General features: G+C 68.9%; 14 protein-coding genes. 4 read left to right on the forward strand and 10 right to left on the reverse strand.

Features of this window, described 5'->3' with window-relative positions; genetic code table 11:
* The first annotated feature begins 41 nt into the window (after window positions 1-41).
* From moeA to phoU, 3 genes are all read left to right on the forward strand, one after another.
* Window positions 42-1,289 (forward strand): molybdopterin molybdotransferase MoeA, encoded by a 1,248-nt coding sequence (gene moeA, locus PO78_RS06455; RefSeq protein WP_012585062.1) that lies wholly within the window; start codon window positions 42-44, stop codon window positions 1,287-1,289.
* 56 nt (window positions 1,290-1,345) lie between these two features.
* Window positions 1,346-2,008 carry a ribose-5-phosphate isomerase RpiA gene (gene rpiA / locus PO78_RS06460; RefSeq protein ID WP_004313976.1) on the forward strand — a complete coding sequence of 221 codons (663 nt, stop codon included), beginning with the start codon at window positions 1,346-1,348 and terminating at the stop codon, window positions 2,006-2,008.
* An 89-nt stretch (window positions 2,009-2,097) separates the two neighbouring features.
* On the forward strand, window positions 2,098-2,790 hold the full coding sequence (gene phoU, locus PO78_RS06465; protein WP_004313978.1) for a phosphate signaling complex protein PhoU: 693 nt from the start codon (window positions 2,098-2,100) through the stop codon (window positions 2,788-2,790).
* A 60-nt stretch (window positions 2,791-2,850) separates the two neighbouring features.
* Here phoU and PO78_RS06470 read toward each other — a convergent pair whose 3' ends face one another.
* From PO78_RS06470 to PO78_RS06510, 9 genes are all read right to left on the reverse strand, one after another.
* Window positions 2,851-3,123, reverse strand: a complete 273-nt coding sequence (locus PO78_RS06470; protein WP_004313981.1) for an oxidative damage protection protein — start codon at window positions 3,121-3,123, stop codon at window positions 2,851-2,853.
* 3 nt (window positions 3,124-3,126) lie between these two features.
* Entirely contained in the window at window positions 3,127-4,545 is a 1,419-nt protein-coding gene (locus tag PO78_RS06475; RefSeq protein WP_004313982.1) for a diguanylate cyclase, read from the reverse strand.
* The gene (gene argA / locus PO78_RS06480) at window positions 4,542-5,858 is read right to left on the reverse strand and encodes an amino-acid N-acetyltransferase (protein WP_004313983.1); all 1,317 of its coding nucleotides are present in this window, start codon (window positions 5,856-5,858) and stop codon (window positions 4,542-4,544) included. The genes PO78_RS06475 and argA overlap by 4 nt, the downstream gene beginning before the upstream one ends.
* A gap of 171 nt (window positions 5,859-6,029) precedes the next feature.
* The gene (locus PO78_RS06485; protein WP_004313984.1) at window positions 6,030-6,629 is read right to left on the reverse strand and encodes a hemerythrin domain-containing protein; all 600 of its coding nucleotides are present in this window, start codon (window positions 6,627-6,629) and stop codon (window positions 6,030-6,032) included.
* A gap of 39 nt (window positions 6,630-6,668) precedes the next feature.
* On the reverse strand, window positions 6,669-7,463 hold the full coding sequence (locus PO78_RS06490; protein ID WP_040829257.1) for an ABC transporter ATP-binding protein: 795 nt from the start codon (window positions 7,461-7,463) through the stop codon (window positions 6,669-6,671).
* A 14-nt stretch (window positions 7,464-7,477) separates the two neighbouring features.
* A complete protein-coding gene (locus tag PO78_RS06495; RefSeq protein ID WP_004313986.1) occupies window positions 7,478-9,271 on the reverse strand; it encodes a branched-chain amino acid ABC transporter ATP-binding protein/permease in 1,794 nt (597 codons plus the stop codon).
* Window positions 9,268-10,305, reverse strand: a complete 1,038-nt coding sequence (locus tag PO78_RS06500; RefSeq protein WP_004313987.1) for a branched-chain amino acid ABC transporter permease — start codon at window positions 10,303-10,305, stop codon at window positions 9,268-9,270. Before PO78_RS06500 ends, PO78_RS06495 begins: the two co-directional genes overlap by 4 nt.
* Before the next feature lie 114 nt (window positions 10,306-10,419).
* Complete coding sequence (locus PO78_RS06505) at window positions 10,420-11,568, reverse strand: ABC transporter substrate-binding protein (protein ID WP_004313989.1); 1,149 nt, start codon at window positions 11,566-11,568, stop codon at window positions 10,420-10,422.
* A 198-nt stretch (window positions 11,569-11,766) separates the two neighbouring features.
* Window positions 11,767-12,582 carry an IclR family transcriptional regulator gene (locus PO78_RS06510; RefSeq protein ID WP_043742828.1) on the reverse strand — a complete coding sequence of 272 codons (816 nt, stop codon included), beginning with the start codon at window positions 12,580-12,582 and terminating at the stop codon, window positions 11,767-11,769.
* Between the two features lie 83 nt (window positions 12,583-12,665).
* Between PO78_RS06510 and paaY the strand changes: the two genes are divergently transcribed.
* Entirely contained in the window at window positions 12,666-13,283 is a 618-nt protein-coding gene (paaY, locus tag PO78_RS06515) for a phenylacetic acid degradation protein PaaY (RefSeq protein ID WP_012585058.1), read from the forward strand.
* A gap of 98 nt (window positions 13,284-13,381) precedes the next feature.
* Here the strand turns inward: paaY and paaX are convergent, their stop codons facing one another.
* The gene (paaX, locus tag PO78_RS06520) at window positions 13,382-14,332 is read right to left on the reverse strand and encodes a phenylacetic acid degradation operon negative regulatory protein PaaX (RefSeq protein WP_197068745.1); all 951 of its coding nucleotides are present in this window, start codon (window positions 14,330-14,332) and stop codon (window positions 13,382-13,384) included.
* Between the last annotated feature and the right edge of the window lie 262 nt (window positions 14,333-14,594).

Below are 14,594 nucleotides of genomic sequence, written 5' to 3' on the forward strand. Positions count from 1 at the left end.
GGGCTCGCAGCGCGGTCGCCCATCGAGGACGGACCCGAAGCATGAATCCCAATCCCGCAGGCGGCGACGACCGCAGCTTCCTCGCCGTCGATGCCGCGCGCGCCGCGATCCTCGGCGCGCTCACCCCGATCGCCGGGCGCGAGCGCGTCGCGGTACGCGCCGCGCTCGGCCGCGTGCTCGCCGAGGACGTGATCGCGCCGTGCAACGTGCCCGCGCACGACAACTCCGCGATGGACGGCTACGCGGTGCGCGCCGCCGACCTCTCGGCCGATGGCGAGAGCGCGCTCGCGGTGGTCGGCACCGCCTTCGCAGGCCGACCCTTCTCGGGCATGGTCAGCGCCGGCCAGGCCGTGCGCATCATGACCGGCGCCACCATCCCTCAGGGCGCCGACACCATCGTCGTGCAGGAAGTCGCCCGTCGCGAGCACGAGCGCGTGTTCATCCCCATCGGGCAGAAGAAGGGCCAGAACCTGCGCCGCGCCGGCGAGGACCTCGCCGAGGGCGGGGTCGCGATCCCCGCGGGCAAGCGCTGCGGTCCCGCCGAACTCGGCCTGATCGCCTCGCTCGGCATCGCCGAGGTGTGCGTGCGCCGCCGCCTGCGCGTGGCGGTGATGTCCACCGGCGACGAGATCGCCTCGATCGGCCGCCCGCTCGGCCCCGGCGAGGTCTACGACAGCAACCGCTACACCCTGCACGGCGTGCTCACCCGCCTGGGCTGCGAGCTCCTCGACCTCGGCGTCGTGCCGGACCGCCCGGAGGCGCTCGAGGAGGCCTTCCGCGAGGCCGCCCAGGCCGCCGACGTGATCATCACCAGCGGCGGCGTGTCGGTCGGCGAGGCCGACTTCATCCGCGAGATGATGAACCGCATGGGGGAGGTGGCGTTCTGGAAGCTCGCGATCAAGCCCGGGCGGCCGATGGCCTTCGGCCGCATCGGCGATGCGGTGCTGTTCGGGCTGCCCGGCAACCCGGTGGCGGTGATGGTCACCTTCTACCAGTTCGTGCAGGACGCGCTGCTCCAGCTCATGGGCGTCGCACCGCTGCCCGCGCCCGAGCGCTTCCCCGTGCGCGCCGCCTTCTCGATGCGCAAGCAGCCGGGTCGCGTCGAGTACCTGCGCGGCCGCCTGCAGCGCAGCGGCGAGGCGCTTGCCGTGGCGCCCGCCGGCGCCCAGGGCTCCGGCGTGCTGAGCTCCATGTCCGAGGCCGACTGCTTCGTCGTGCTGCCGGCCGACTGCACCGCCGTGAGAGAAGGCGACACCGTCCTCGTGCAACCCTTCCACGGCATCGTCTGAGCGGCCGGCTTCCCCCTCCCCCTTTCCCCTTCCCACCTCATCCCTTCCTCGCGCACATGACCCAGGACGAACTCAAGAAAGCCGCCGCCTACGCCGCTCTCGACCACGTGGTCGAAGGCAGCATCGTCGGCGTCGGCACCGGCTCCACCGTCAACCACTTCATCGATGCGCTCGCCGGCATGCGCGATCGCATCCGCGGCGCGGTCTCCAGCTCCGAAGCGAGCACGCAACGCCTGCGCGCGCACGGCATCGAGGTGTTCGACCTCGACGGCATCGAGTCGCTGCCGGTGTATGTAGACGGCGCCGACGAGATCGACGGCGGCTTCGCGATGATCAAGGGCGGCGGCGGCGCACTGACCCGCGAGAAGATCGTCGCCGCAGTGTCCGAGCGCTTCGTGTGCATCTGCGACGCGAGCAAGAAGGTCGAGGTGCTCGGCCGCTTCCCGCTGCCGATCGAGGTGATCCCGATGGCCCGCAGCCACGTCGCCCGCGAGCTGCGCGCGCTCGGCGGCGAGCCCAGGCTGCGCGAGGGCTTCGTCACCGACAACGGCAACCTGATCCTCGACGTGCATGGGCTGTCGATCACCGACCCCGTCACCATCGAGATGCGGATCAACCAGATCGTCGGTGTGGTCACCAACGGGCTCTTCGCCGTGCGCGGCGCCGACGTGCTGCTGCTCGCCGCCCCCGGCGGCGTGCAACGGCTGGACGCACGGTGAGCGACCTGCATGGCAGCCGTGTTGCAGGCAACAAAACCTTAACAATCGCCTGTTAGCCTGCGCGCTTCCCGGACTGGATCGTGGCGAACATGACAGAACACACTCTCAGACAGTACGACATCGAACTCGAAGAAATCCGCCGTGGCGTCCTCAACATGGGCGGCCTGGCGGAGGCGCAGGTCGTCAAGGCGATCGAGGGCCTGCGCAGCGGCCAGCTCGACCTGCTCGACACCGTGATCGAAGGCGACAAGCCGATCAACCTCGCGCAGGTCGAGCTCGACGACGACTGCAGCCACATCATCGCCAAGCGCCAGCCGGCCGCCGGCGACCTGCGCCTGGTGCTGGCGGTGATCAAGATCGCCTCCGACCTCGAGCGCATCGGCGACGAGGCGAAGAAGATCGCCAAGGCGGCGCGCCGCCTGCACAGCGCCGAAACCCCCTTCGTGCCGCGCGTGGGCCTCACCCAGGCGGTGGAGCTCGCGCTCGAACTGCTGCGCGCCTCGCTTGACGCCTTCGCGCGGGTGAATCCGGAAGGCATCGAGGACCTGCGCCGCAAGGACGCGGAGATCGACGCCGGCTTCAAGGGCGTGATGCGCCAGCTCATCACCTACATGATGGAAGACCCGCGCACGATCTCGAGCTGCCTCGAGATGCTCTTCATCGCCAAGGCGATCGAGCGCGTCGGCGACCACGCGATGAACATCGCCGAGCACGTGGTGTTCGTGGCGCGCGGCGAGGACGTGCGCTTCGAGAAGTCGCAGGCGCAGCTCGGCAGGGGCTGAGGCGTCAGGCATGAAAAAGGGGAGCTTGCGGCTCCCCTTTTTTACATCGGCGATCCGGGCTTACGCCTGCGGCGGGACGTAGCCGGCCACCTGGTCGGCGCCACCTTCGAAGAAGTGCTTCTCCATCTGCTCGGCGAGGTACTTGCGCGCGCGCGCGTCCATCAGGTTCAGGCGGTTCTCGTTGATCAGCATGGTCTGGTACTTGACCCACTGCTGCCAGGCTTCCTTCGAGACGTTCTCGAAGATGCGCTTGCCGAGCGCGCCGGGCACCGGTGGCAGGTCCAGGCCTTCGGCCTCGCGACCGAGTTTCACGCAGTTCACCATGCGAGCCATTGTTCAATCCTCTCTGCTTGCGGGTTCATCGGGGTTCGAGGACGGCATTCTAGCCGATTCGTCGGCCCGCCTCCCGGACACCGCGGCGCGATTGCGCCCCTCCGACTTGGCGCGATAGAGCGCCTCGTCGGCGGCGGCGACCAGGGCCTCGCCCTCGCGCGCGTTGTCGGGAAAGCGCGCGATGCCCACGCTGGCGGTGACGCGCGCCGCGCGGCCCTCGAAGACGAAGCGCATCGCGCCCACCGTCTCCACCAGGCGGTGGGCGAGTTCGCACAGGCCCTCCGTGCTGCCCTCGGGCACGAGCAGGGCGAACTCGTCGCCGCCGATGCGGAACAAGGTCTCGTTGCGGCGCACGGTGCGCCCGAGTTCCCGCGCGAGGCGAACGAGCACCTCGTCGCCGGCCTGGTGGCCGAAGGAGTCGTTGATCGGCTTGAAACCGTCCAGATCGAAGGCGAGGAGGCCGAGCCGGCTGCCGCGACGCCCGGCGTCCGCGAGCATGCGACCGAGTTCTTCATGGAAGCGACGGCGATTGTAGAGACCGGTGAGTTCGTCGCGTTCGGCGAGCTCGACGAGCTGCATCGAGGTGCGCCGCGCCACGGTCACGTCCTCGTAGATCCACAGCCGGCCGATGCGCCGCCCGGCTTCCCCGCCCGCGACCACCGCCGAACGGTCGGTGGCGATGCGCCCGTCGGCGAACCGGAACTCGTACTCTTCGCTGATCGACTGCTTGGCCCGCACGGTGCGATGGATGTGGGCGAGATAGCCCGCCGGATCGGCGAGCACGACCGGCGCACGCTCCTTGAGCACCGCGTCGCGGCAGCCGACGAGCACGGTGTCGGGGGGATAGCCCCAGATCGCCAGCATCGCACGGTTGTGGTAGAGCACGCGGCGGTCGTGGTCGATGAACAGGATGCCGAGCCGGATCAGGTTCAGCAGCGCAGCCAGGCGCTGGCGCTCGTCGTTGCTGCGCACGAGGTAGAGCTCGCGCAGCGCCTCCTGGCGGCGCAGCTCGGCCACCGTCTCAAGCAGGGTGAATTCGGTCTCCTTGCGCGCCTGGATGTGCTCGGCCGACAGGCGCAGGCCGCCGTCGGCGCGCGGCCGCCAGTGCGTCTGCACCCAAACCGCCCGCCCATCCCGTGCGCGCAGGCGCAGCTCGAAGGCCTGGGCGGATTCCTCCGCAGCGACCCGCTGCGCCATCCGCCGGCAGAACACGCGATCGTCCTCGAACACCAGGAGTTCGAAGGGGTCGGCCGCCGCGACGCAATCCGCCGCCGTGAAGCCGGTAAGCGCCTCGATCGAGGGGCTGATCCAGCGCAGCGCGAGCCCGGGCAGGAAGATCGCCTCGACGCTGCGCACGCCGAGCGCGATCTCGGCGAGCAGTTCGGCGTCCTCCGCCTTGCCGGGTGCCGGGCAGGCGCTCATAGCGGCTTGACGAACACCTTCGAGCGACGCTGGAAGTTGTAGAGTTCGCGCTTCTGCCGCGGCAGGGCCTCGGGGCCGATCTCGCTGAAGCCGCGCTCGCGGAACCAGTGCGCGGTGCGGGTCGTGAGCACGAACAGGCGCTCGAGCCGCTGCACGCGCGCGCGCCGCTCGATGCGCTTGAGGAGCTGGTCGCCGAGACCGGCGCGGCGATACTCCGGCGTCACCGCCAGGCAGGCGAGCTCGGCGGCGTTGTCCTCGCTGAACGGATACAGCGCCGCGCAGCCCACCAGCACGCCGTCGTGCTCGACGACGGTGAAGCGCTCGATCTCCTGCTCCAGCAGCTCGCGCCCGCGCCGCACCAGGGTGCCGTCGGCCTCCATCGGCGAGATCAGCGCGACGAGAGCGGCAACGTCCTCGACCGTGGCCTCGCGCAGGCGGAACAGCGGGTCGCGCGACACCACCGTGCCGACGCCCGCATGCGTGAAGAACTCGAGCAGCAGGCCGCCGTCGAGGTCGTGATCGATCAGGTGGCAGCGCGCCACCCCCTTCTTCACCGCACGGATCGCGCACGGCAGGAACAGGTGCAGGTCTTCGGTGAGCCCCTCGCCCGTCTCGAGCTTGCCCTGCGCCTCGTCGGCGGTGACCGACTCGACGAGCTGGCCATCCTCGCCGAGCAGGCCGGGCGCATCGCACAGGTAGATCAGCTTCTCGGCCTTGAGCGCCACCGCCACCGCCTCGGCCACCTCCTCCATCGCGAGATTGAAGATCTCGCCCGCGGGCGAGACGCCGAGCGGGGTGATCAGCACCACGTTCTGCTGGTCGAGGTCGGCGTTGATCTCCTCGGCGATGATCTTGCGCACCGCGCCGGTGTATTGGTAATCGACGCCATCGACAACGCCCACCGGCCGCGCGGTGATGAAGTTGCCCCCGGTGACGCGGATGTAGCTGCCCGCCATCGGGGTGTTGGGCAGGCCCTGCGAGAGCAGCGCCTCGACCTCGAAGCGGGTCACCGCCATCGCCGACTTGACGCATTCGAGCGCATCGGCGTCGGTCACGCGCAGGCCGTGGTGGAAACGCGGCTCGAGCCCGCGGCGGGCGAGCTCGGCATCGATCTGCGGTCGCGCGCCATGCACCAGCACCAGGCGGATGCCGAGCGCGGCGAGCAGGTTGCAGTCGTAGGCAAGGCTTTGTGCGCGCTTGCCGGCGGCGACCTCGCCGCCGAAGCCGACGACGAAGGTGCGGCCGCGGAAGGCGTGGATGTAGGGCGCCGCGCCGCGCACCCAGGCCACGAACTGGGCCGTGGCGTCATCCACGCGTGGAACGGCCGGGGAAGGAGAGGAGGTTTCGGGACTGGAACTGCTGTTTTCGGCGCTCACGCATTCACCGCTGTTGGGGCCGGACACACATGGGGCGACCCGGCGGACTGGAATCGACGACGGATTCTAGCCCGGCCGGGCACCGGCGTGGAACGCGGGCGCGCGCGTTCAGCCCTTGTACGGTCCCGCCCCCAAGCCGATCGGCGCCGGCGCGGCGGCGACGAGCCTGGAGAAGATCTGCGCGAAGTCCTCCTCGCCCGCCCGGGCACTGGCGCGCGTGCCGCCGAGGGGATCGTCGGCGATGAAGCCGGCGTTGGCGCGCGCCCAGTCCTCTGCGGTGAAGTGCTTGCGGATCTGCGGCAGCACCTCGCGCTCCTCGGTCATCATGTGGTTGCGATAGAACGCGGCGTAGTCGTTGAAGGCGGTCTTGAAGGCCTCGAAGCCGCCGACGGGGTCCTGCGCGTAGCCCTTGACCGCGGCCTCGAGCACCGCGATGCGGGCGTCGGCCTGGGCGTGTTCGGCCTCGAGCCGGTCGAGCGCGGCGTCCGCGTCGTGCGTGCGGGCACGCAGCGGCCCGAACAGGAAGGCATCTTCCTTGGGGTGGTGGCGCTTCTCGGGGTAGGCGTCGAGGTAATGCACCATCGCCTCGAGCAGCTTGTGATCCGGGCGCAGGCGGCCGGCATCGATCTCGCCGATCATGTGCCGGATGGCGTGGATGATCGCCGCCAGCGACTGGTGTTCGTCCATCAGGATGCGCATCGCGTCCATGGTCTTGTCCTTTTCCGTGGGGAGCTGAGGGCGGGTGGCTCAGGTCGACAGCATCGCCTGGTGCTTGCCGCCGAGCCCGAGGTAGGCCTCGATCACGCGCGGATCGTCCGCGAGCTCGTGCGCCGGGCCCTGCATGGCGATCTGGCCCGTCTCGAGCACGTAGGCGTAGTCGGCCACCTGCAGCGCGGCGCGCGCGTTCTGCTCGACGAGCAGGATCGACACCCCGCGCCGGCGCAGCTCGCTGATGATGCGGAAGATCTCGCGCACGATCAGCGGCGCCAGCCCCAGGCTGGGCTCGTCGAGCATCAGCAGCTTGGGCTTGGCCATCAGCGCGCGGCCCACCGCAAGCATCTGGCGCTCGCCGCCCGACATGGTGCCTGCGGCCTGGCTGCGGCGCTCCTTGAGGCGCGGGAAGAGCGCATAGACCTCCTCGAGCGTCTGCGCGTGATCGCGCTTGCCCATGCGATAGCGCTGGAAGGCGCCCAGCACCAGGTTGTCCTCGACGCTCATCTCGCCGAAGAGCTCGCGCTTCTCGGGCACCAGGGTCATGCCGCGCGCGACCATGCGTTCGACCTCGGGCACGCCTTCCACGCTGCCGTCGAAGGCGACCTGGCCGCGCGAGCCGAGCACGCCCATGATCGCCGACAGCATCGTCGTCTTGCCCGCGCCGTTGGGGCCGATCACGGTGACGATCTGGCCCTCGCCGACGGTGAGGCTGGCATCGGTGAGCGCCTCGACCTTGCCGTAGGACACGCACAGGTCCTTGACCTCGAGCACCGGGTTCTTCGCGTCCGCGTTAGAGGATGCGGCGCTGCCTTGCGTCTGCTTATTCATCGCGTTCTCCCCGCTCATTCCACACCGCCCAGATAGGCCTCGAGCACCGCCGGGTTCTGCTGGATCTCGTCGGGCAGGCCCTCGGCGATCTTCTGGCCGAACTCCATCACCACCACGCGATCGACCAGGCTCATCACGAAGTCCATGTCGTGCTCCACGATCAGGGTCGCCATGCCCTCCGCGCGCAGCTTCCGGAGCAACTCGCCGAGCGCCTCCTTCTCCCTGAAGCGCAGGCCGGCCGCGGGCTCGTCGAGCAGCAGCAGGCAGGGGTCGGCGCACAGCGCACGCGCGATCTCCAGGATGCGCTGCTGGCCCAGGGCGAGGCTGCCGGCCTCCTCGTACATGTACTCGGCCAGGCCCACGCGCTCGATCTGACGGGCGGCTTCCTTGAGGATGCGGGCCTCTTCCGCGCGGTCCAGGCGCCAGGCCGAGCTCAACACGCCCTTGTCGCTCCTGAGGTGGGCGCCGATCGCCACGTTCTCGAGCACGCTCATCGTCGGCAGCAGCTTCACGTGCTGGAAGGTGCGGCTCATGCCCATGCGGGCGATCTCGCGCGAGTCGTGGCCCGCCACCGGCTTGCCCAGGAACAGCACCTCGCCCGAGGTCGGGGTGTCGACGCCCGAGATCTGGTTGAACATCGTGCTCTTGCCCGCGCCGTTGGGGCCGATGAGCGCGAGGATCTCGCCTGCGCGCACCTCCAGGCTCATGTTGTTGTTGGCGATCAGGCCGCCGAACCGGCGCGTGACGTCCTTGGCCTCGAGGATCAGTTCGCCCGCCTTCGGCAGGGTGCGCCGCGGCAGCGGTTCGGCGTCGGGGTCGATGGTCTTGCGGAGCGCACGCACCGGCACCAGTTTCTTGAGGATCGGCCACAGGCCCTCGCGGGCGCGGTGCAACACCAGCACCATCAGCAGGCCGAACACGATGGTCTCGAAGTTGCCGGTGGCGCCGAGCAGGCTGGGCAGCCAGTTCTGCAGCCACTGCTTGAGCACGGTGATGACGCCCGCGCCCACGATCGCTCCCCACACGTAGCCGGCGCCGCCGACCACCGCCATGAAGAGGTACTCGATGCCGATATGCACGCCGAACGGGGTCGGGTTCACGAAGCGCTGCATGTGCGCATACAGCCAGCCCGAGGCGCACGCCAGCAGCGCCGCGATCACGAAGATCACCATGCGCGAGCGCGAGGTGTCCACGCCCATCGCCTCTGCCATCACGCGGCCGCCCTTGAGGGCGCGGATCGCACGCCCCTCGCGCGAGTCGAGCAGGTTGTGGGTGGTGAGCATGGCGACGAGCAGGAAGGCCCAGATCAGGTAATAGATCTCGCCGCCCTCGTCCAGCGTCCAGCCCAGCAGCCCGATGGCCGGAATGCCGCTGATGCCGGTGTGGCCGCCCAGGCTCTCCATGGTGCCGAAGAGGAAGTACAGGCTGATGCCCCACGCGATCGTGCCCAGGGGCAGGAAGTGCCCCGAGAGCTTCAGGGTGAGCGAGCCGATCAGCACCGCGACCAGGGCGGTCAGCAGCAGCCCGACCGCCAGGGTGAGCCAGGGCGAAGTCCCCGCCCAGGCGAGCCATCCCGGCAGGTCGGTCGCGGTGGTGAGCGCCGCGGTGGTGTAGGCGCCCAGACCCACGAAGGCGGCCTGGCCGAAGCTGGTCAGTCCGCCCACCCCGGTGAGCAGCACCAGGCCGAGCGCGACCATCGCATACAGGCCGATGTAGTTCAGCAGCGTCACGTAATACGGCGACAGGATCGCCGGCACCAGCAGCAGCAGGGCGAGAAAGGCCCCCAGGACCAGACGGTCGGTTCTCATTCTTCTTCCTCCACGTGGTGGCTACGCAGCGAGCGCCACAGCAGCACGGGAATGATCAGGGTGAACACGATGACTTCCTTGTAGGCGCTGGCCCAGAACGACGCGAAGGCTTCGAGCAGCCCCACGGCGAGCGCACCCACGGCGGCCAGCGGATAACTCGCCAGGCCGCCGATGATGGCGGCGACGAACCCCTTGAGGCCGATCAGGAAGCCGGTGTCGTAGTAGATCGTGGTGATCGGGGCGATCAGCACGCCCGAAAGCGCACCGATGAAGGCGGCGAGGAAGAACGTCAGCTTGCCGGCGAGCGTGGGCGAGATCCCCATGAGCTGTGCACCGACGCGGTTGATCGCGGTGGCGCGCAAGGCCTTGCCGTAGAGCGTGCGTTCGAAGAACTGGTACAGCGCCACGATCAGCAGCACCGACACCACCACCACCCACAGCGTCTGCGCGGAGACCATCAGCGGGCCGAGCTCGAGGCTGAACTCGCTGAACGCCGGCGTGCGCTGGCCTTCCGCTCCGAAGAACAGCAGTCCCAGGCCCACCATCGCGATATGCAGCGCCACCGAGACGATCAGGAGCACCAGCACCGGCGCCGATGCGATCGGCTGGTACATCAGGCGGTACATCATCGGCCCCATCGGCACCACGATCGCCAGCGTCAGCAGCACCTGCACCGCCAGCGGCAGCTCGTTGACCGCCAGCCCGCCGACCACCGCGGCGAGCGCCAGCGGATAGCCCAGGTTCCAGCCCGCCACGCTCGCGGCACGCCGGCCCTGCCCCGCCTTGAGCGCGAGCCCGCCGTCGAGCACCGTGACCAGCGCTCCCATCGCCACCAGCATCCACACCGTGGCCGGCAACACGCCCGACTGCATCATCGCCAGCGTCAGCGCCCCGTAGGCCACGAACTCGCCCTGCTGGATGAAGATCACCCGCGTGACCGCGAACACCAGCACCAGCGCCAGCGCCAGCAGCGCGTAGATCGCGCCGTTGGTGATCCCGTCCTGCGACAGGATCAATGCAATTGACATATCCATGGAAATGCCTCGTCTCGGCGGTGCCTCGCGGACCGCCGTGATTGATTCGATGTGTCGGAAATCCCCGACAGACGCGCGGCGGGACGCCAGGCGCCCCGCCGCGGAGGGGGATGCTTACTTCAGCAGCGACCAGGTGCCGTTGCGGATCTCGATCATCACGCGCGAGCGGTCGTCCAGGCCGAGGTGATCGTCGGGGCTCATCGTGTAGATGCCGGTGGCGCCGGCGACTTCCTTCACGCCCTCGAGCGCATCGCGCAGCGCCGTGCGGAACTCCGCCGAGCCCGGCTTGGCCGCCTTGAGCGCGGCAGGGACGGCCGCCTGCAGCAACACCCCGGCATCCCACGCATAGGCCCCGAAGCTCGACACCGAGCCCGCGCCGTTGGCGGCCTCGTACTTCTCCACGTAGGCCAGCGCGCTCGCCTTGACGGGGTGGCTGTCGGGCAGGCTGCGCGCCATCTGCACCGGGCCGACCGGCAGCAGCGTGCCTTCGCAGTCCTTGCCGCAGATGCGCAGGAAGTCGTTGTTGGCCACGCCGTGGGTCTGGTAGATCGGCCCCTTGTAGCCGCGCTCGCGCAGCGTCTTCTGCGGCAGCGCCGAGGGCGTGCCCGAGCCGGCGATGAACACCGCGTCCGGCTTCACCGACATCAGCTTGAGCGCCTGGCCGGTCACCGAGGTGTCGGCCGGGTTGAAGCGCTCGCTGGCGGCGATCTCGATGCCCTTGGCTTCGGCCAGCTTCTTGAACTGCTCGTACCAGCCCTCGCCGTAGGCGTTGGCGAAGCCGATGAAGGACACCTTCTTCACCTTGTTGGCGACCATGTGCTCGACGATCGCCGACGCCATCTGCTGGTCGTTCTGGGGGGTCTTGAAAACCCAGCGCTTCTTGTCGTCCATCGGCGCGACGATGCGCGCCGACGCGGCCATCGAGATCATCGGCGTCTTCGTCTCGGCGGCGACGTCGACCATGGCCAGCGAAGCGGGGCTGGTGGTGGAGCCGATGATCACATCGACGCCGTCCTCGACGGTCAGCTTGCGGGCATTCTTGACCGCCGTGGTGGTGTCGGAGGCGTCGTCGAGCACGATGTAGCTCACCTTTTCGCCGCCGATGGTGGCCGGCAGCAGCGCGATCGTGTTCTTTTCCGGGATACCCAGCGAAGCGGCGGGGCCGGTGGCCGAGAGCACGACACCGACCTTGATCTCGGCATGGGCGGCAGTGGCGGCGAAGGCGAGGCCGAGGGCGGCCAGCAGGGTGTTACGCAACTTCATGGTGTCTCCTCCAGTGGTTGTGCGGTGCGAGGGGGCCGGCGCGCCGGGGGCGCAGCGCTCGGGGCGCGCAAGTTCTGCATTGCAGAACGCGTTCTAGTTATTAGAATTGATACAAAAGATCCCGTCAAGCAGAAACTTTGTATCAATTCCAAAAGTATCCGGCTCCTGCTGTGCGCAACCTCCCGCCGCACCCACCCCTCAGGTCGCGTGGTTGCCCGACTCGACACCCGGGAGGAGGGTCGCGCCGAGTCGCCGCGACAGCGCGTCGCAGGCCTCCTTCAGCGCCTGGAGCACGGGACTGTGCGGGAGTAGATCCAGCGTGCCCTCGACGCCCACGAGGGCGATGCTCATGTTGATCTCGTTCTTGAAGTTGAACACCGGGGCCGCCGCAGCCTCGACGCCGCGGGCGAAATAGCCGCTGGAAATCACCGCCACACCCCGCGCGCGGACCTCGGCGAGCAGCCGGCGCGCGTCGTCGAGGGTGGCAATGCCCGCGGGCACCCGACCGGATTCGAGCTCGGCGCGCAGCAGCGCTTCGGTCTGCTGCTCGGGCAGCCATGCGGCGAAGACGCGCCCGGCGGCCGAGCTCAGCAGGCTGAGGCTGGTGCCGGTCAGCACATTGACGGTGATCGGACGACGGGGACGCTCCCAGCGCACGACGACCGGCCCTCGATCGCTCCAGACGGCGAGCGCGACGGTCTCGTTGGTGAGATCGCGCAAATCGCCGATCGCGCTCAAGCCGAGACGGATCCGGTCGACGCGGTCGAGGGCGACCAGGCCGAGGTTGAGGGCGAAGGGACCGAGGTCGTAGCGCGAGGTGAGCCGGTCCTGTTCGACGAGTCCGCTGCGGATCAGGCTGACCAGGTAGCGGTGCGCCTTCGAGGGCGGCATGTCGGCGGCCTGGGCGATGTCCTTGAGCATCATGGAGCGCTTGCCGGTGACCATGGCGCGGAGGATGCTCATGCCCACCTCGAGAGATTGCACGCCGTGCTTGCCGTCGAGTTCGTCGCTCATCGAAGCCCCCTCACCGATAAAATTACTTATTGAAGAAATCTTTCCTTTATATGTAACATAAGTCCGAGCGGAGGAGAACAAGGATGAATCAGCTGAAAGTCTATGCGATCGACGGCATCGTGCCGGTGGTGGATCCGACCGCCTACGTGCACCCGTCGGCCGTGCTGATCGGCGACGTGATCGTGGGCCCGGACTGCTACGTCGGGCCTTGCGCAAGCCTGCGCGGCGACTTCGGGCGACTGATCCTGGAGCGCGGCTCGAACCTGCAGGACACCTGCGTGATGCATGGCTTTCCCGGCACCGATACGGTGGTCGAGGAGGACGGACACATCGGCCACGGCGCCGTGCTGCACGGCTGCAGGGTGGGCCGCAACGCCTTGGTCGGCATGAACGCCGTGATCATGGACAACGCGGTGATCGGCGAGTCATCGATCGTCGCCGCGGCGGCCTTCGTCAAGGCCGGCGTCGAGATGCCGCCGCGCATGTTGATCGCCGGCATGCCGGCCAAGGCGATCCGCGCGCTCTCCGAGGAGGAGATGCGCTGGAAGAGCTCGGGAACCGCGACCTACCAGGACCTCACCCGCCGCAGCCTGGCCACGATGGAAGAGACCGTGCCGCTCGCGGCGGTCGAGCCCGGGCGCAAGCGCATCCACATGCCGGACGTGGTGCCGCTGGTGGAACTGCGCAGGCGGGAAGGCTGAGGCCGGCGGCGCACGCAGGGCGGCACGGCCATGAACGCGTCCCGCACGCCCCCGCCCCGGTCGCCGCGCGCCGACCGGCGGGAAGAGGCTGGCGGCGCTCAGGCGGCGCCGCGCAGCGGGTCGGCGTCCTGGAAGCGCGCGAGAAGGCGGGGCGACGCCTCGGGCGTGCGGCCGTCGGCGAGGCGGAGGTGAGCGTCGATATGGCGCTCGGACGGCACCAGCAGCCGACGGTAGAGTTCGCGGCACAGCAGCCGCGCACGCTGCCCCGGCCAGTCGCTCGCCAGCAGCACGTCGGGCAATCCGGGATCGCGCAGCAGCAGGCGGCGGTAGTCGTGGATCAGCAGCATCCGCATGAGGAAGGCGTTCTCATCCCCGGACTCGCTGGCGCCATCGCGGAGCTGGGCCAGCACGGGCTGGTAGCAGTCGACGAATTCGCGATAGGTCTGCGCCAGGCGCTCGAGATTCCATGCCGCATGCACCAGGTCGGCGTCGCTGGCCGCCGCACCCAGGGCCGCATCCGCAGCCATCAGGGGCTTGAGCCGCGGCAGCAGCCCACCCAACCCCTCCCCGACGAGCGCGTCGAAGGCGGTGATGAGGTCCGCGCTCGGATGCACGAAGCAGTCCCCGTCGAGGGCGCCGAAGCCCTGCCAGAACAGCGCCCTGCGCAGGCGTTCGCGGTCCTTGGCCGCAAGCTCGCCGACGGCGAGGATCAGCCGCCAGCGACGATCCCAGCCCTGCGCAGCGGAAGCGTAGATGCGGCGCGACGCCTCCTCGATACGCTGCAGACCGGAAGGCGTCAGCATATAGTCCGTACGGCGGCCGCAAGGCTCGCTGACCAGCCATTCATCGCGCGCAAGCCGAAACACCGATGTGCGGACGAGACGCTCGTTGAGCCCAAGCGGCTCGAGCAAGCGGATCAGGCTGCCCAGCCAGATGCGTCCGCCTCGGGGCAGCACGGCGTCGCCGAAGACGGAAATGATCAGCGACCCGGCCTGCACGCGATCTTGCTTGCGGAACGCTTCAAGGCGATCTTGGATGGAAGTGGTCACGGACGAGCTTGTTCGCGCTGCGGTTGGGGGCAAGAAGTCTATCGATTCCGGGCAGATGCGCCTAGCGCCGGAGCGCGCTTTCGAGGCCGCCGCACTCGCGTACGCAAGGCTCGAGGACGAGCGCCACGCCGATTCCGCGGGCACGAAGCCTGGATGCGTGCGGGCGAGTGCGCGGGAGGGCAAGGCAGCAAGGAGATTAATACGATACTTATACTAGATTTTTCTATGTCTTCTTGTATCAAATCAAGTCCAGAGCAGCGGA

This window comes from Thauera sp. SWB20 (genome assembly GCF_000831325.1).
Taxonomy (GTDB): domain Bacteria; phylum Pseudomonadota; class Gammaproteobacteria; order Burkholderiales; family Rhodocyclaceae; genus Thauera; species Thauera aminoaromatica.